Origin of the sequence: uncultured Solobacterium sp. (assembly GCF_963550625.1) — a bacterium.
GTDB lineage: Bacteria > Bacillota_I > Bacilli_A > Erysipelotrichales > Erysipelotrichaceae > Bulleidia.
Window position 1 is genome coordinate 1 of record NZ_CAUVCV010000001.1, and the last position, 17,802, is coordinate 17,802.

The following is a 17,802-nucleotide window of genomic DNA, read 5'->3' on the forward strand; positions in this document are numbered from 1 at the left end:
GTTACTTTCGACGTAGTTTCAGTGCAATTTGTGTTCCGTTTTTTGAACTTTGTACAACATATACATCACCACCGTGTTGACGGGCAATCTCTTTTACAAGGGCAAGACCAAGACCTGCACCACCCATGTCACGGCTGCGTGATTTATCAATTCTAAAGAATGGTTCAAAGATATGTTGCCAATCTTCTTGTTGGATACCAGGACCATTATCACTGATGATAACAGTCGCAAATTCACTATCCTCTTTGATGGATACAGTTACGTTTCCGCCGACGTTATTATATTTGATGGCATTTTCCACAAGATTATAGATTGCACGATAGACGAGGGTATCGTTACCGATGATTTCGGCAGTCCCAGGATTTTGAGAGATTGTAATATTCTTTTTATCAGCGAGTGCTGTTAAATCGCAAATAACTTCTTCTGCCATATCTGCTAGGGAGATGTGGTCTTGTTTTTGTGCGGATTGTAAATCTGTCATCTCGAGCAGAATATCAATAACATGTGATAAACGGGATGTTTGCATACGAATCATGTTGACTGTTTCTTGATAGTCAGTGTCACTTGGCTTTTTGTTTTTCTCAAAAACTTCTAATTTTGTACGCATTACCGCAAGAGGAGTACGTAACTCATGTGCAGCATTTGCGGAGAATTGCCGTTGTGCAGCAAAGGTATTACTTAAGCGTTCTAACATTTCATTGAAGGCATTTGTTAGTTGTTCAATTTCAATAGAACTTTGATCTGTTAAAACAAGATGTTTTAAATTTTTGGCTTGGATATCTTCAATCTGTTCACCGAGATTCTTAAGGGGTTTTAATGCGTATCCAATAAAGAAGTACATCATAGAACTACTTGCGACTGTAATGATAATTGTGATTAGTAAGCTACTTTTCCAGAAGTCTGCTTGGATACCTTTTGCCATATCAGAAATGACATCCTTGGTTGTAATCTGTAATTGTACAACTTCGCCTGTCGTATCTGTTGCTGGATTGGCTGGTAAAATTGCGACCGCAGAATTTTCAATCTTACTCATAGACGCAATCGCAGATTTACTGATGGCATAACTAATCGCAAGACAGGATAGAATGACGATAATCGCAGTAATGACAGTTAGTTTCCATTGCAGAGAACGACGCTTACTCATCTTGTTGTCCTCCAATCACATAACCTTGTCCAATACGATTTGCGATAGGATCATACCCAAGCGCTGCACGCAATTTCTTACGTAAAGCAGAGATGTGTACACGGATGGAATTACTGAAGCTATCAACACTACTATCCCAAACATGTTGGATGAGTTCCTCTTGTGGGACTGGGCGTTCTTGATGTAGCAACAAGTACTCCAATAAACCTAACTCTTTACGTGTTAATGGAAGTTTTTCGCCTCTAGCCATAACTGTACGACTCTTTGTGTCTAATGAAAGTTCTCCACAGGAGAGAATAACATTATTTTGTACGGTGCGCCGTCTAGTTAGACTACGTACACGTGCTTCTAACTCTTCAAAGTGGAATGGCTTGCACAGGTAGTCATTAGCACCACTATCGAGGCCGTCAATCTTGTCTTGTAAATGTCCACGTGCGGATAGAATCAATACAGCTGTTTCGGAATCCTCTTTACGAATGTTACGGAGTACCTCCATACCATCCATGACTGGCAAGTTTAAATCTAGGATGATCAAGTCATAACTTTCATCCATAGCCATATTCCAAGCAGTACCACCATCAAAACATGTGTCCACTTCATATCCATCAAGACGTAAACCCTTTGCGATTGTTTCACAAAGGGTGATTTCATCTTCAACCACTAATATTCTCATTTGCAAAATGTTCCTTTCATACGATTACAAAATTGTCAGAAACTGAGTATATCTGAACTCAGTATAGCACATCCATATTGAAACAAAATAAGTAACTTATAAATCAGACACGTGCATTTATGCAGGCATGAATCAGTATAAAATAGAAAAATAAATTGTTAAATTTCTTAACACAAATTTTATATCTACTTTGTTATATTTTTCACGTCAGATAGAAATTGAGTGTTAAGGAGGACTTATCAATGGATTTTATTAATAAATATCCAACACAAATAAGAATCGCAACACAGGCATTCCTTGTTGTATTATCAGTTGTGTTTATTCTGATTGGTGCTTCTCGTGGAGAAGTAGAAAGTGTATTCAGTAAAGCGATTCGTCTTTGCCTAGAGTGTGTAGGAATTGGATAGTTATGACATCAGCTAAATCAAGAGCATTTCTAAGATTCCTGAAGAGACGTAATACAATTCAGATGTTTGCGACATTCCTAACAAACATGCATATCCCTAACTTTTTCAAGGGTGTTCTCTATAATGGAAAAATTAAACAGGTATGTGTACCAGGTTTAAACTGTTATTCATGTCCAGCTGCTACAGGAGCGTGCCCAGTAGGCTCCTTCCAAGCAGTTGTAGGTTCATCAAAGTATAACTTCTCATATTACATCAGTGGAATTCTAATTTTATTTGGTGTGTTGATCGGAAGATTAATCTGTGGATTTATGTGCCCATTTGGTTGGTATCAAGATTTATTACATAAGATTCCAACAAAGAAGTTTAGTACGAAGAATTTAAGATTCTTAACATATACAAAGTTTATTGTTCTCGCTGTAGCAGTTATATTACTTCCAATCATTATGACAAATAAAGCAGGAATTGCATTACCTTACTTCTGCAAATACATTTGTCCACAAGGCATCTTGGAAGGTGGTATTCCACTCTCTATCGTAGATAAAAACATTCGTGCAACATTAGGTGCATTATTTAATTGGAAGTTTACAATTCTTATTACGATTACAACATTATCTGTATTTGTATATCGTCCATTCTGTAAATGGATTTGTCCACTCGGCGCATTCTATGCATTATTCAACAAGATCGCAATCTTCAACTATAACGTTGATAAGAACAAGTGTGTATCCTGTGGTAAGTGTGCAAAAGTTTGTAAGATGGATGTCGATATTACAAAGAATACTGGTGACTTGGAATGTATCCGTTGTGGAGAATGCATTACTGCATGTCCAACTAAGGCAATCAGTACTTACTTAGCCATGAAGAAAAAGAGTGAAGCTAAGAATCAAAAAGTAGCAAATAAGAATTTACAAAAGGCATAAAACAGAAAGAGGAAAAAGAAAATGAATTTGTTCAAGAGATTTACCCTAGTTGGTGTAGCAGCAGTTATGGCAGTTACATTAGCAGCATGCAACAACAAAAAAGAAGACAACGCAACGACAACAACTTCTACAACAGAAACAGCTGATGCACAAATGTTCCCTAAGTTTAAGGGAAAGGACTTTGATGGTAAGGATGTTGATGAATCCTTATTTAGTAAGAACGAAGTAACACTTGTAAACTTTTGGTTTAATGGATGTGCAGCATGCGTAAACGAAATGCCAGCACTTGAAAGTTTCAACAAGAAGTTAAAGGAACATGGTGCAGAACTCATTGGTGTAAATGTAGAAGCTACTGATGAAGCAACACTAAAGGATGCAAAGGATATCTTATCTAAGCAGGGTGCTACATATAGAAATATCGTCATCAATGGTGGTGATGATGCGAAGGCTTACCTAGCTAAGATCTTCAGTTTCCCTACAACAGTTATGGTTGATAAGAATGGTAACATCGTTGGTGATCCAATCGTTGGTAACTTAGAAGATGAAAAGAAACAAGAAGAAATCATCAAGATGATTGAAGAAGTGAAATCTGGAAGTGGTGTTACATCAACAGTTACACAAGGTCAATCTGCAGGGGCAAATGATGAATTAACAGACCTTTATGCAAAGGAAAGTGAAATTTTTGGTAAGCATCAAGATATCTGGAATAAGGTATTCGCAACAATGTCCAAGGATCAGATTGAGCAAACACAGAATAAGCCATATGACGAAGTATTAAAGGCACAAGTTGAAGCAAACAAGGCTTCCTTCTCCGAAGATGAATTAAAGACACTTGAAGAAGATATCAAGATGATTTCTGAGATTGAAAAACAAATCGCAGAAGCAAGTGCAAAAGCTAGTAAATAACATTAACAATATATTGTGGTTTTCCCCATCTTTTCCCTGGGCATTTGTCCCAGGGTTTTATTATGGGGGGGGTAGTGCTATAATGTAACTACAGATAAACTCATAGGACTTTACGGATTTGTCAGTAAATGAAGAATCATTTGGGGGGTGACTATGAAAAAGGCGATTCCGATTATAATTACATCAATTACATGTATGCTAGTAGGTTGTTCTACCCAAAGGCAAGTAAGTCAAAAAGTAGCTTCAAGCAATGAAGTCGTACAAGAGGAAGAAGAATCTGGATATGCATATAAATTATCAGAACTACATGAAATTAATCAGAATGATTTAGTATCTTCTGATACATCACAGTTTTATGATATGGAAGGCAATCCGATTAATCCGGGTGAGTTATCATTAAAACTTTATGAAAATTACTTGATTGATGATCAACAAATCTCACTTAGTGAAGTTATATGTTCGCCAATTCAAATTACGGCAAATTATAAAGTTTTAAAAGATCAATATGTTGAATTTGCAAATATTGCAAGTTATTCAAGTGTTGAAAATGACAACATACAGATGAAAAATATATTGCAACGTATTATAGGTTTTAATACGATACTTCCAATATCACATAACTTAAGCCAAATACAATTTATTCCATCTTCAGATATTGTTATTACAATCTATTTCTATCCAATTTGTTATAAGGTCGAAACATTTTATTATAAGTACGAAAACCCATCAGATACCTTCTATACATTAAAAGGTGGACATCAAGTGAATGGATTATTCTGTGATGGAATATATGAGGTACGTACGGTAGAAGATATTCAATAGAGACATATTTTCATATGCACATTTTAAATGTAAAAAAAGTAAGTATTTCCTGTTTGAGAGATACTTACTTTTTTATATAAAATCATAGTTTCAACAAAATTCCAATAACTGCAGCTGCGAGAATAAATAGTATTGGATGTGTCTTTGGTTTAAAGTGATAGACAGTTAACATGCATGCAAATATGATAATAGGCTTCCACTTAAATAAACTTAAAAGAGATTTTGTTGTTTGGAATGTAGTGATATCGAATAAGGCAAGTAAATAGATACCAATGACTGCAGATGTAATTAAACCTACTACTGCCGGTCTTAGACCCATAAATGCATTTTGTATAATCACAGAGTCTTCAAACTTTTGAAGTGCTGTTGCGATTAGAATAATTGATAGAAATGCTGGTGCTGTAACAGAGAGTGTTGTGGCAATACCGCCGAAGAAACCGTATATGTGATTACCTACATAGGTTGCCATATTGACACCCATTGGTCCAGGTGTTGATTCGCTGATAGCGACCATGGTGGTTAAGTCTGTTAGACTAAACCATCCATACTTTAATGACATCTCTTGTAGGAAGGGGATGGTTGCTAGTCCTCCACCGATGGAGAATAAACCTGTTTTAAAGAATTCCCAGCATAACAGTAAAAAATTTGCCATGATGATTACCTCACAGGTATCTTATCACGACAAATTTTGTTGTAAAACTATTATTCTGTAGAATCTTCTTCTCTAGTTTTAACGCCCCAGATGAAGTAAATCATATGACCTAACCATACGACTCCAAGAATTGCACATGGAATATACAACGCTTTGCGAATCATCATGATAAAGCCAATTGACATAAATGCAGTAACTGTGCACATTACACGAATTTTAGCAGCCTTTGTCATACCTTTACCGCTAAGATGACTCTCTAAGTTATCTTTATATATTTTTGTGTTGATAAACCAGTTGTGCAGTTTTTCAGAACTCTTACTATAGCTAAATGCTGCGAGTAGTAGGAATGGAAAGGATGGTAGTAGTGGGATGAACGCTCCTACAGCACCAACACCAAGGCTGATACTTCCTAGTACGATCCAAAATATCTTTTTTGAATTCATTTCTGTTTCTCCAGTTTTCTTTTTTCTTTGATGCTTTCAATGAGATGGCGAATTGTTGCGAGTGGATAATATAACAACATTCTTGGACCGCAAAAGCGCATCACATTTTTGATTCTTTCTCTCATTTCTGGTTTGTAACAATGCACACGGCAGTTTGCGCAGAAGGTTTTTGTTTCCATGAAGGGGCAGTGGTTGCTTCGCAGTGTAGCGTAATCAAGCAACTGCTGACATTCAGGACAAAGGCCATCTTTAGTACCATGTTTCTTTTTACAGTAAACTACAATCATCTTTGAGACGATAGAAATCTCACGTTGACGTTTTTCTTCAACTTTGTTCATGCATGACACCTTCTGATGCACGATAAATGCGGTCAGCGATTGCCATTGTTGATTCACGATGGGATACCAAGATAATGCATTTATCGTGTTTTTGTTGTTTTAAAGATTTAAGAATAATTCCTTCGTTGATACTATCAACGTTACTGGTAGGTTCATCTAATAAGATTAACTTACTACCACGTAGGAATGCACGGGCTAGACCGATACGTTGTTTTTCACCTGCAGAAAGATTATCCCCAAGTGTTCCAACCTTACTTTGGTAGCCATCTGGTAGTGTCATGATAAAGTCATGAATAGATGCATTGCGGCATGCATTTTGAATTTCCTCTAACGTAGCGTCTGGTTTTGTAATGCGAAGGTTTTCTTCAACAGTATCATCAAAGAGATATGTTGTTTGGCTTACCATTGTGGCATTCGATAATAAACTATCTGTATTGATTTCATTAATATCAATGCCGTTGTATAGAATATCGCCTGTTTCTTTTTGCCAGAAACGTAGTAATAGTTTTAGGAATGTTGACTTACCACAGCCTGATTCACCAACGATACCAACAATCTCACCAGTCTTTGCATGCATAGAGATATCTTTTAGTACCTGTGTTTGTCCATCATAAGAGAAGGATAAATGATTTACTTCTAAGCTTTCAAATGTAAAGTCTTTACCGTCAGTAATTGGTGTTACTGCTGGTTTTTCTGATAGTAAGTTGAGTACACGATCACCAGACGCAAATGTCTGTGTTAAGTTGCCTGGTAGTGCAGAGATTGCGATAACTGGACCAAATGATCCAAATACTGCTGTTACACCAATTAACATCTTACCGATTGTTAGACTGTTATTTGCGACTAGGATAATACCTACAATTAATGTAAGGATGATGAAGATTGAAACGCTTAGTTCTGTTTCTGCAGTCGCTTTCGCTGTATCGTGCTTCATTTTCTTTGTTTCAAGAAGAAGTGAATCAGAACGTTTGTTTACTTCATCTTTACGCTGATCTTGTGCGTGCATCAGGACTATATCCTTAATACCCTTAATACTATCTAAGAAGTAAGCGTTAAAGGATGCAAATTCAGCACGATAACGAACACCCGATTCTTTTAATCTGCTGGAAGAAATCATTGGCACAATAATACCAATTGTGAGATATCCAAGTAATGCGATTAACGCAAGATACCAATTTACTGTAAATCCAACAAATAGAGTTACACATGTTGATACGATAACCGCGATACAAATAGGGGAAATCGTATGTGCATAGAATACTTCTAATGTTTCGATGTCGGCAGTAATCATAGAGATGATTGCGCCTTTTTGTTTGCTTTCAAGTTTTGCAGGACAAAGAATACGTAATGCACGGAAAATCTTGTCACGTAATACAGCTAGTAGCTTAAATGCGATGTAGTGGTTACTATATTGTTCAAGATAACGTAAGAAACCACGTAATACACCAAAGCCAATTGTTAAGGCGATGATTGTCCCGTAAGAAAGAGGGATTGTTTCACCGAGGGATTTAGCAATACCAACTGCACCCATAAGAGTTACACCCATCGCAACAATAAAACCTACAGAACCGTTAATAACAGCAAGAATCATGATATATGCTAGTGAACCCAGTAAGGTGATGAGGCTTGCCATGATTTTAGCGCCACTACGGCGGATATATTTCTCGTTTGTCATGCGACCACCTCCGTATAGCCTTCTTCTAAGTTCTTTTGTGTTGTATATAGTTTTGCATAACCTTCATGCATGTTCATAAGTTCTTCGTGTGTACCATGTTCTTTGACTTCTCCATCTTCGATGTAGTAGATGGTATCAGCCACAATGACATTTGCTAAACGATGTGAAATAACAATTACGGATTTCTCTTTGGATAGTTCCTTGATGTTATTCATAATAATAGCTTCGCTTTCAATGTCGATATTACTTGTGGCTTCATCGAAGATGTAGATATCTTTGTTTGCGACTAGATTGATTGCAAGTGCTAGTCGTTGTTTCTGGCCACCAGAGATGTTTGCGGCGTCTTCTGTAATGACTTTATCTAGTCCGCCGTTTTCGATAATAAAATCATAGAGATTTACTTTCTTAAGAGCTGTAAAGATTTCGTCTTCTGTTACGTCTGCTTTTGCTAGCATAAAGTTTTGACGAATTGTTTCATTAAAGATATAGGTGTTATAACTTACAACTGAAATGTGAGAGTAGTATGATTCTCTACTTAATTTCTCTAGTGGTTTATTTCCAATAAGGATAGAGCCTTGTTGAGGGTGATATGCACCTAATAGTAAATTTACAACTGTAGATTTTCCTGAACCGGACTCGCCGACGATTGCATACATTCCAGTTGAGCCAAAGTTCATGGATGCATGTTTCAACACATCGCGTGTTCCATCATAAGAGAAGGTAACATCTTTCACTGTAATTTCTGTATTATCTACTGTTTCGCTACCCCATACTGGATCTGGTTGTGCAAGTAATGAGAGAATCTTGTTACCAGCACTTGCGCCATTCATTGCAATATGGAAGGCAGAACCGAATGCACGTAGTGGTAAGAAGAAGTCTACTGCTACAAGAATTAGGAATAGTGCTGCGTAAGCAGATAAGTTTCCATTTACAACAGCATTAATGGTTAAGGCAATGCCAAGACCAGCACCACCATAGGCAACCATGTCCATGATTGTTGTACTAGCCAACTGCATGACTAATACCTTCATCGTAATCTTACGGAACTCTTCGCTTGTTTCGTTCATCTTGATATTTTGCGCTGCATCAGCTTGGAAAATCTTTAGTTCCTTGAGACCTTGTACACTATCTAAGAAACTATCTCCCATGGATGTGTATTTACCCCAGTACTTCGCAAATATTTTCTTTGCATAACGGGATACTGCAATAATTGACATCGGGATGAGTGGTACGCATGCAAGTAATACAAGTGCAACTGCCCAATTAATACGCACTGTAACTACAAATAAAATGATAGGTGCAATCATCGCATAGAAGAATTGGGGAATATATGCAGAATAGTATAGGTCTAACTGCTCTACACCTTCCATGGATAACTGTGTTAAGCCAGCCATACTCATATTGTCGGTAGTACGAACACCTAGTTTGATAATCTTGTCATAGATTTTCTGACGAAGATCCTTCTTTACGTTTCTTCCCAACGTATCCTTTAAGTCACCAATTCTACGAGAAGTAACGTAACGAATTGCCATTGCAATCACAACAACTATCGCTGGTAGGATAAAGCCTTGTGCATCACTACCAGAGGATGCGTATTCTGCTGCGTATTGAATGGCATAGCAGATGGATGCGGTAATTGAAAGATTAGCAAATAAACCCACAATCATCAGTCCAACAGCATAGAATATGTATTTTTTATTTTCACCCAAAAGGGCTAAAAGTTTTTTATCTATCATGTCTAGAAATCCTTTCGCATAGATTATTTTACACGATAAGTTAGTTATAGATAACTAAAAAACAACAATCTTTATGATTGTTGTGAAAAATGACGGATTATTTGAGGTGAATTTTATTTTTATAAGTATAGAATACGTAGCCAAATACAGCGGCTAGTATTACAAGAAGTACAGTTGGAATATTTGTAAAGTATGCTAGTAAGAATGCCACAAGACAGATGATTAAGCTAGGGATATCTACAATACTAGTCTTAAATAAGTTCTTTACTGCCCCAAACATTAATACGCATACCGCAATCTGAATTCCAGCAAGTGCATGTTTTACTACATCGAGGGAAGAAAAGTTCGATAAGAAGGTTGCGATAATACTAATGATAATAATAGATGGTGTAATGACACCGAGTGTCGCTGCTAAAGCACCGAGGAAACCATCAATCTTTCCACCAATAAATGTGGATAAGTTGACTGCGATTGCGCCTGGTGTGCATTGGCTAATTGCATAGTAATTTAGCACATCCTCAGCTGTTACCCAGTGGTGTTTATCGACAACTTCTTTTTGAATCATTGGAATCATTGCATATCCACCACCGAAGGTAAATAAGCCAATTTTGAACCATGAGAGATAAAGTTTAGCGATTTTATTCATGCAACCTCGTTTTCTTGAATTCAACACTAGCATTTTTTTGACCATCAGTAAATAAAATTGCGTATGTAGAATACAATTGAAGAGATATAAAAAATCGTGTATTATGCTATAATTCACTAGTGAGAGGTTATAAAAAATGAGAAACAGAAAGAACTCTGATTTTGGTTGGATATTCTTCTTAATATTTTTTCTTGGAGGAGGAACGTTTATTCCTATGTTAATTATTATTGGTATCGTATTTGCGATTGTAATGGCTGCGGTAAATGCCTCGAAGAGAAACGAGCAAAGATCAAACCCATACGCTAGCTATTCTTCATCTACATATTATGCCGGAAATCGTGCTTCAAATATTTCCGCATCACAGATGGCGAAGAATAATATTTTCTTACGTAAGTGGTTTAGAACACATACTGCATTAAATGTTAGTACGGGTATTGAACTGCGCGTACGTAATGGTGAATACAAGTCACTCTCTAATTTAGATGTTTATCGTAATGGTATCTTGGTGAGTGGTTTGAATGTATTCGGTGCAAACTATCCAGAATCCTATGAACAGATTTTAAGAGAAGTTTCTAAGCAGGCTGATGATTATCAGAACACTGATGTGATTGATGTACAAGCGACACCAACAAGTGTGAAGAAGGAAGAAGTTAAGGTTGAACAGCCATCTTCTAGCGCGCAAAGCTATATTGATCAGATTAATGCATTAAATGATGCAATTCCTGATGAAGAAATTTCAAATGGTTTATTTGAAACATGTGCACTCTTAAAACAAGCGCAGAAGTTAGAAATAACTTTCCCTGCATCCAAAGGAAAGCTCAAGAAGTTATATGATTATTATTTGCCAATCCTTGTGCGTATTTTAAAACAATATGACGCTCTTCAGACAGCACAGACAGATCCAAACTATGAAGAAACAAAAGAGAAGTTAGGAAAGACTGTCGTATTAATTAATGATGCGATGAAGAATATGATTGCAAGTTACACAGACCAGGACTTTATTAATCTATCCGCTGATATGGCTACATTAAATGCTGTGTTAAAGAAGGATGGTTTAACAAGTGATGGAATGTTTGAAGTTGGAAACAAAGGAGACGAGTAATGTCGAAGGATCGTAGAACAGAGGAAAAAGAAAGACTTTGGAATGAGGTCTTAGGCAAAAAACGTGCTTATGAATCCACAGATGCGTCGGAACAAATTACATTAAGCATTGATGGCAATGAGCAAAGCCAGAATTTAAATATTCTAAAACAACCAGACCAAGCAATGCAGGAATTGAATGCAATTTTGCGTAAACAGCAGAAGGATCTGGAAGATATGCATGCGGCATTACAGAAGAAAGATGAACCATTAGATATCTCTGCAATGAGTATGGATGTTTTAGAAAGAGACTTAAAGCGTGATTATGGTTTAAGTGAAGTTGAACAAAAACCTGTTGAGAAGAAGGAATTTAACTCACAGAAGTTATTTGATGATATCTATAATGTCATCATCTCAAAAGTGATGGGTCAAAAAGACGCAATCCAACAAATGGTAAATGCGTTTAGAAGACCATACTTGATGGGCGAGGAAGCAGGGAAGGCAAAGAATGTCATTCTTGTTTCTGGGCCAGTAGGTTCTGGTAGACATGAAGCCGTTACACAGATGGCTCGTTCTTTATATGAACGTCAGGTATTTGTCAGTGATGAAGTATATACCATTGATATGAGTCGTTATACATCCTCAGGGCAAGAACAGATTTTCTTACAGGACTTATATGAGGCAATCTCAGGGAACGGTTCTGTAATCTGTTTTGAGAACTTTGAAAATGGGTTCCCTGCATTCTTACGTATGATTAGTTCTCTAGTGACTACAGGTAGTTGTGTACTGAACAAGCGTTACGTATTAAATAAGGGTGTGCTTGTAGAAAATCAGACAGGACTTGTAAAAGATAGTGTGGATACTTTAAGCGTTAGTGGTAAGTATCTTGTCTTTATGACAACTGGTAGTGTATCGAAGGTTCAAGATGCCTTCGGTGCAGACTTTATGTACCATGTTTTAGATACAGTTACGCTAAAAAAACTAGATGAAGATAGTATTCGCTCCATTATCCAAGTTCAAACAACAAACTTAATTAAGAAAGCAGAAGAAAATCTGAAGATTAAGTTACAGGTTGAAGATTCTGTACAGGCTTGGGTAGCGCAACACTTTAACAAGGATCTAGGTGCTGCATCGATCAGTTCTAATTTCTATGATTTCTATGTATCCCTCGGACAAGCTGTATTAGACCATTCCCTGGGAAATATGGAAGAGATTCCTATGACTGTTAAGAATGATATTCCTGTCATTACAGTTAAAGAACAAGATATTCAGATGAGTCGCTCCCGCAATAGTAGCGAGGAACTTGAAGAAGTAAATCGTGAGCTAAGTGAGATTATCGGCCTTGATGAAGTGAAGTCCTATATTACTTCCTTACAATCCTTGGTTGCGATGCAGCAAAAGCGTCGTGAACAAGGCATGAAGACTGCGACACTTTCCAAGCATATGATCTTCACAGGAAATCCTGGTACCGGTAAGACAACGATTGCAAGATTAATTTCTCGTTATATGAAGGCTATTGGCGCATTAACACAAGGACAACTTGTGGAAGTATCTAGATCGGACTTAGTTGCACAGTACGTAGGACAGACTGCCCCATTAACGATGTCAGTCATTAAGTCTGCGATTGGTGGTGTACTCTTTATCGATGAAGCATACGCTCTACATCGTGGTAAAGATGACGCGTTTGGATTAGAGTGTATTGATACGCTTGTAAAGGCGATGGAAGATAACCGTGATAACTTAATTGTTATCTTAGCGGGATATAAGAAGGAAATGTCAGTATTCCTAGAGTCTAACTCTGGTCTAAAGTCACGTTTCCCAAATATCATCAACTTCAAGGATTACACAGGGGAAGAACTCTATAAGATTGCTTGTCTACAAGCCAAGGGTAAAGGCTATCATATTGATGAAGCTGTTAAGGATAAGCTAACTGCTTACTTCAATGAAGTACAGAGTATTAATCCAATGGAAGCTGGTAACGGTAGACTTGCACGTAATATGATTGAAGACGCAATCTTACGTCAATCCACAAGACTTGTATCTAGTCCAGATAGTGATATGAGTGAACTGATAGAGGCTGACTTTGATTTCACAATCAAGATTCAACCTCCAAAGACTAGTGATTCACCTACACTTGAAGATTTATTAAAGATGACCCAAAAGTAGTAATGAAAAAGTGCTAAATAAAATCGTTTAGCACTTTTATTATATATACATGCATGCACGTTTAACGATATATCAATTTTAAATAGTTGAATATGCAAGTATTTTATGTAAGCGTTTATACATATTATGCATGCATGGTTTTTGCACAATTTATATTGTGGTAATTTTGTGTGAAAATTGTGTATTCTATGCGCTAAATTTGACGATTTATTATTTTTTCGTGTATGATTTTTCTATGAAAAATATATTACAAAAGACGACAAAGAAGTTTCTTGCGTTTGGTTTGGCTGCCTGCATGTTGGGTGGCACAGCACTTGGTTATGTGTTTGCAAGAAACGATTATATGAATAAGCAGATGTTACTATCGCAAGCTAAGTTATATGATTCATTGAAACTTAACATGAGTGGTATTACGACAGCTGAGTATGGAAGTACATTCGATTTACATACATTAGTTGCGGAGCATACTGGTGATTTAAAGATTGATGGACAGATTGATGCCAGTGCGGTTGGTACATATCCAATCAAGCTGATTTTATCTGGTAAAGAGTCTAAGTTTGGTTTAACAAATTCCAAGACATTTACAGCGAGTGTAAATGTTGTGGATACAAAACCTGCAGAGATTACTTTGGCAGCTAGTAGTGTGGATATTAAAGCGGGAAGTTCTTATGATCTATTCTCTAATATTTCCTCAGTGATTGATCCGATTGATGGTAGCTTAACTGCTTCAACAGAAAATGGTAAAGGTTACTACACAGTTGCGGTGGATGGTGATATCTCTAAGGCTGGTACATATACAGCAACAGTTACAGCAACAGATAAGAATGGTAATGTTTCTACAGCCTCTTATACAATTAATGTCACAAGAGCGTATGTGTCTAGTGGACCTGTAGATACTTCTGGTAACTATCAGGTAATCTACTCTTACTTAACAGGTACACTTGGTCTATCTAGGGCAGCGGCTTGTGGTGTTCTTGCGAATATGTGGCAAGAGTCTAAGTTTAATCCAACTGCAGGTTCATCCTATTATGGTTTATGCCAATGGGGTGGCGGTAGATATACAAACTTAGTGAACTATTGTGCAAATAACGGACTAGACTACACAACAGTAGAAGGCCAGTTAGCATTTATGACACATGAATTGACAGGCGCATATAACAGTACACTTGTTGGTTTACAGAACGTTGCCGACTCAGCGGAAGGTGCAGCAGAGGCAGCTACAATCTTCGTATCAAGATATGAAGGTGCTTCTCATACAGCTGGACGTGCTGAAAAAGCATATGCATATTATCTAGAAGGGTAATCACTCAAACTAAAATAACCTCTATATCGATTTGAATTTTCTAATAAGTTCAAATTGAGTAGAGGCTTTTTGTTTGTTGATTTTACAATGTAGACTTCAATTAGATTTGTATAGCATAACAATGAATTCAAGATAAATAGAAGTGTGATATAGTATTAAAACATAGACACAGAGTACCAGCCTACAATAGCTCTGCACATTTCTATGTCAAACAATATGAAAATGATAGGGCTTCCATACAATGAGGGGGATAGTTTTATCATGGATGAAAAAGGAGAAATGAAAAGTATGAAACAAACAGAAAGAATTGCTGGCTTTGTCTTGCTTGCAATTGTAATTTTGTTCGGCATGTTTGGATTGAGTTCCTCAATGCTGTATTTTAGATTAGCGATGGGTTGTATCTTAGGTTACGCTCTTGCTAGAGGCTTTATGGGATTTGCAGGAAGTGTAAATCGTGCCTATAAGGGTGGTTCTACAAAGTTAATGAGAACATTAATGTTTATGTTCTTCGTATCAGCTGCAGTTAGTACAGCAGTATTATATAACGCAGACGTTTCTGAGTTTGACCTTTGGGTAAACCCTATTAACTTAGGCTTAATCGTAGGTGGACTTCTCTTCGGTTTCGGTATGGCTTTTGCGTCATGCTGTGCATCTGGTGTATTAACAGACTTGGTTGCTGCATTCCCAAGAGGTATTGTTACTCTACTATTCTTCTGTATGGGTGTATTTGTAGGCTTCCCAATTCAGAATACAGCAAGCTGGGTACAGGATTCTTTAATCAAGTTTGGTGATAAGAATGGTGTATACTTCCCAGATCTATTTGGATTTGATGGTTTACAGGGCTACTTAGGTGCTCTAATTTTAACTGGTATTCTTTGCTTGATCGTAGTGAAGTTAAGCTATCTCTACGAAAAGAAGAGAAAGGAAGCAGGAACTTACTTCGGTATTGGTAGCGAAACAGTACAGTTAGCTGCTGAAAAGAAGTCTTTAGATGAAACAGAACCAGTTTGTCCATGCAGCGAAGATGGATATGAAAAGATTTTTGCTCGTCCTTGGAGCTTAAGAACATCTGTTCTTGTAATTTCTGCAGTATTCGTAATTCTCATGGGTGTTACTAAGGCTGGATGGGGAGCAAGTACTCCTTACGGATTCTGGTTCGGTAAGTTACTCATGTTGTTCGGTGTTAAGGTAGAAGCAATCGTTGAGTTTACAAAGGGAGCAGCTGGTCCTTACCAAATGCCTTTCTTTGAGCACCCAATCAATGTACAGAACGTAGGTATCGTATTAGGTACATTTATCTACATGTTAACTTCAAATAACTTCGTATCATTCTGCAAGTCAAGCTGGAAGATGAATCCAAAGCAGGCATTATTCTATGCAATCGGTGGCTTCGCTATGGGATTTGGTACAAGACTTTCTAACGGATGTAACGTAGGTGCCCTATATACTCCAATCGCAAACTTCTCATTATCAGGATGGATTTTCTTAATTGTCATGGTAACTGGTGGTGTTGTTGGAAATATCATTGCTAAAAAAGTTCGTTTATAAAATAAATGGATAAAAAATTAAGATATATTGATGTGCTTGGATTAGTCATTGGAGCCATAATAGGCTGGGGTTCCTTTACACTTCCAGGTACAAAGTTTCTAAGAGAAGCAGGTGTAATCAATACCTTTATAGGACTTTTGATTGGTGGCATTTTTATCATGGTGATACAGAATGGCTATCACATCATGCTAGAGAATCATAGAGAAGATGGTGGAGAATTTACCTATGCTTTAAATCATCTAGGCAAGGTACATGGCTTTGTAGTAGGCTGGTCCCTAAGTCTTTGTTATTTAAGCATGGTACCGCTGAATGCAGGAGCCTTTGTGTTACTGCTTCGTGAGATATTTGGAGCGAAGATGGACTTCTTCTATCTATATTCTATTTCGGGATATCCAATCTATCTAACGGATGTACTTGTGATGTCTGCCGTCATTATCTTATTTGGTTACATCAATATTCAGGGGTTAAAAATTAGCACGAAAGTGCAAAATGTCATGAGCATTCTTTTGGCTGTCATTGTATCAGGACTTCTAGGTTTAATGTTTATGAGAAGTGACTTACAAGCCTTTCATCAAAACTATGTGGATAACTACCGCTTTTCGTTTAGTGAAATATCGAAAATTATTGCGATAGCCCCCTTCTTATTTGTTGGGTTTGACGTAGTGCCACAGGTTTCAGAGGAACTAGGCTTTGAGCCTGAAAAATCTACATTGTTAGTAGGTATTTCAGTCTTTATTGGTATATTCCTTTATGGAGCTTTAAATACCATAGCAGGATTAGGGTTTTCGCCTGAAGCAGCTATGAAAACACACTGGGCCGTTGCGGATGCAGTAATTCAGCACTTAGGGAAAGCAGGATTTTATATCATGTTAATTGCTTTGGCAGCTGCAGTCATTGGTGGAATCAATGGCTTTATGATTGCGTCAAGCAAACTAATCGCGAGTCTATCCCAAAGAAAGCATTTAGGCCCAAAATACAGCATCAAAAACGAGAAAGGTGTACAACCTTATGCAATTCTGTTCGTCTGTGCAATTAGTTTGATTGGAGCCTTTGTTGGAAGACGTGTCATTATCTATATCGTAGATATGGCAAGTGTTCTTGCGGCAGTAGCGTATATGTACGTTAGTTTCATCAGTATTTCGCTTGCGAAATCAAAGATTGAAAAAGTGACGTGTGCGCTAGGTGCACTGATTTCTGCGGGATTTATTGTACTATTAATGTTCCCAGGATCTCCTGCACAGCTTTCAAAGGAAGCTTTCATTAGTCTAATCATATGGACACTATGCGGAGTTTTGGTATATCAATTTAGAAAAAGAAAGAATGTTTCGTGAAGAAAAGGAGAA

The 17,802-nt window shown here is 37.2% G+C and carries 17 protein-coding genes; 9 read left to right on the forward strand and 8 right to left on the reverse strand.

Going from position 1 to position 17,802, the window contains the following annotated elements; translation table 11 throughout:
* Position 1: 1 nt before the first annotated feature.
* Positions 2–1,144: a HAMP domain-containing sensor histidine kinase gene (locus RYK16_RS00005; protein WP_314850041.1), complete on the reverse strand. Its 1,143-nt coding sequence runs from the start codon at positions 1,142–1,144 to the stop codon at positions 2–4.
* Positions 1,137–1,817 carry a response regulator transcription factor gene (locus RYK16_RS00010; RefSeq protein WP_314850042.1) on the reverse strand — a complete coding sequence of 227 codons (681 nt, stop codon included), beginning with the start codon at positions 1,815–1,817 and terminating at the stop codon, positions 1,137–1,139. The genes RYK16_RS00005 and RYK16_RS00010 overlap by 8 nt, the downstream gene beginning before the upstream one ends.
* Before the next feature lie 242 nt (positions 1,818–2,059).
* On the opposite strand from RYK16_RS00010, the gene RYK16_RS00015 reads away from it, so the two are divergent.
* The 4 genes from RYK16_RS00015 to RYK16_RS00030 all read left to right on the forward strand — a co-directional run bounded on the left by RYK16_RS00015 (position 2,060) and on the right by RYK16_RS00030 (position 4,872).
* Positions 2,060–2,224: a CD1871A family CXXC motif-containing protein gene (locus tag RYK16_RS00015; RefSeq protein ID WP_294209138.1), complete on the forward strand. Its 165-nt coding sequence runs from the start codon at positions 2,060–2,062 to the stop codon at positions 2,222–2,224.
* A 2-nt stretch (positions 2,225–2,226) separates the two neighbouring features.
* Entirely contained in the window at positions 2,227–3,144 is a 918-nt protein-coding gene (locus RYK16_RS00020; RefSeq protein WP_314850043.1) for a 4Fe-4S binding protein, read from the forward strand.
* 21 nt (positions 3,145–3,165) lie between these two features.
* Positions 3,166–4,050 (forward strand): redoxin domain-containing protein, encoded by an 885-nt coding sequence (locus RYK16_RS00025; RefSeq protein WP_314850044.1) that lies wholly within the window; start codon positions 3,166–3,168, stop codon positions 4,048–4,050.
* 153 nt (positions 4,051–4,203) lie between these two features.
* Positions 4,204–4,872 (forward strand): hypothetical protein, encoded by a 669-nt coding sequence (locus RYK16_RS00030; protein WP_314850045.1) that lies wholly within the window; start codon positions 4,204–4,206, stop codon positions 4,870–4,872.
* A gap of 82 nt (positions 4,873–4,954) precedes the next feature.
* Here the strand turns inward: RYK16_RS00030 and RYK16_RS00035 are convergent, their stop codons facing one another.
* The 6 genes from RYK16_RS00035 to RYK16_RS00060 all read right to left on the reverse strand — a co-directional run bounded on the left by RYK16_RS00035 (position 4,955) and on the right by RYK16_RS00060 (position 10,362).
* Positions 4,955–5,524 (reverse strand): chromate transporter, encoded by a 570-nt coding sequence (locus RYK16_RS00035; RefSeq protein ID WP_314850046.1) that lies wholly within the window; start codon positions 5,522–5,524, stop codon positions 4,955–4,957.
* Between the two features lie 50 nt (positions 5,525–5,574).
* Positions 5,575–5,967 carry a YbaN family protein gene (locus RYK16_RS00040; RefSeq protein ID WP_314850047.1) on the reverse strand — a complete coding sequence of 131 codons (393 nt, stop codon included), beginning with the start codon at positions 5,965–5,967 and terminating at the stop codon, positions 5,575–5,577.
* The gene (locus tag RYK16_RS00045) at positions 5,964–6,305 is read right to left on the reverse strand and encodes a nitrous oxide-stimulated promoter family protein (RefSeq protein ID WP_314850048.1); all 342 of its coding nucleotides are present in this window, start codon (positions 6,303–6,305) and stop codon (positions 5,964–5,966) included. Before RYK16_RS00045 ends, RYK16_RS00040 begins: the two co-directional genes overlap by 4 nt.
* A complete protein-coding gene (locus RYK16_RS00050) occupies positions 6,292–7,980 on the reverse strand; it encodes an ABC transporter ATP-binding protein (RefSeq protein ID WP_314850049.1) in 1,689 nt (562 codons plus the stop codon). The genes RYK16_RS00045 and RYK16_RS00050 overlap by 14 nt, the downstream gene beginning before the upstream one ends.
* Positions 7,977–9,716: an ABC transporter ATP-binding protein/permease gene (locus RYK16_RS00055; protein WP_314850050.1), complete on the reverse strand. Its 1,740-nt coding sequence runs from the start codon at positions 9,714–9,716 to the stop codon at positions 7,977–7,979. Before RYK16_RS00055 ends, RYK16_RS00050 begins: the two co-directional genes overlap by 4 nt.
* A gap of 97 nt (positions 9,717–9,813) precedes the next feature.
* The gene (locus RYK16_RS00060; protein ID WP_314850051.1) at positions 9,814–10,362 is read right to left on the reverse strand and encodes a chromate transporter; all 549 of its coding nucleotides are present in this window, start codon (positions 10,360–10,362) and stop codon (positions 9,814–9,816) included.
* A 214-nt stretch (positions 10,363–10,576) separates the two neighbouring features.
* On the opposite strand from RYK16_RS00060, the gene RYK16_RS00065 reads away from it, so the two are divergent.
* From RYK16_RS00065 to RYK16_RS00085, 5 genes are all read left to right on the forward strand, one after another.
* Positions 10,577–11,464, forward strand: coding sequence for a hypothetical protein (locus RYK16_RS00065; protein ID WP_314850052.1), 888 nt, complete (start codon positions 10,577–10,579; stop codon positions 11,462–11,464).
* Entirely contained in the window at positions 11,464–13,608 is a 2,145-nt protein-coding gene (locus RYK16_RS00070; RefSeq protein WP_314850053.1) for an AAA family ATPase, read from the forward strand. The genes RYK16_RS00065 and RYK16_RS00070 overlap by 1 nt, the downstream gene beginning before the upstream one ends.
* Positions 13,609–13,843: 235 nt before the next feature.
* Positions 13,844–14,911: a phage tail tip lysozyme gene (locus RYK16_RS00075; protein ID WP_314850054.1), complete on the forward strand. Its 1,068-nt coding sequence runs from the start codon at positions 13,844–13,846 to the stop codon at positions 14,909–14,911.
* A gap of 288 nt (positions 14,912–15,199) precedes the next feature.
* Positions 15,200–16,459: a YeeE/YedE family protein gene (locus RYK16_RS00080; protein WP_314850055.1), complete on the forward strand. Its 1,260-nt coding sequence runs from the start codon at positions 15,200–15,202 to the stop codon at positions 16,457–16,459.
* Between the two features lie 5 nt (positions 16,460–16,464).
* The gene (locus RYK16_RS00085; RefSeq protein ID WP_314850056.1) at positions 16,465–17,790 is read left to right on the forward strand and encodes an APC family permease; all 1,326 of its coding nucleotides are present in this window, start codon (positions 16,465–16,467) and stop codon (positions 17,788–17,790) included.
* Positions 17,791–17,802: the final 12 nt, after the last annotated feature.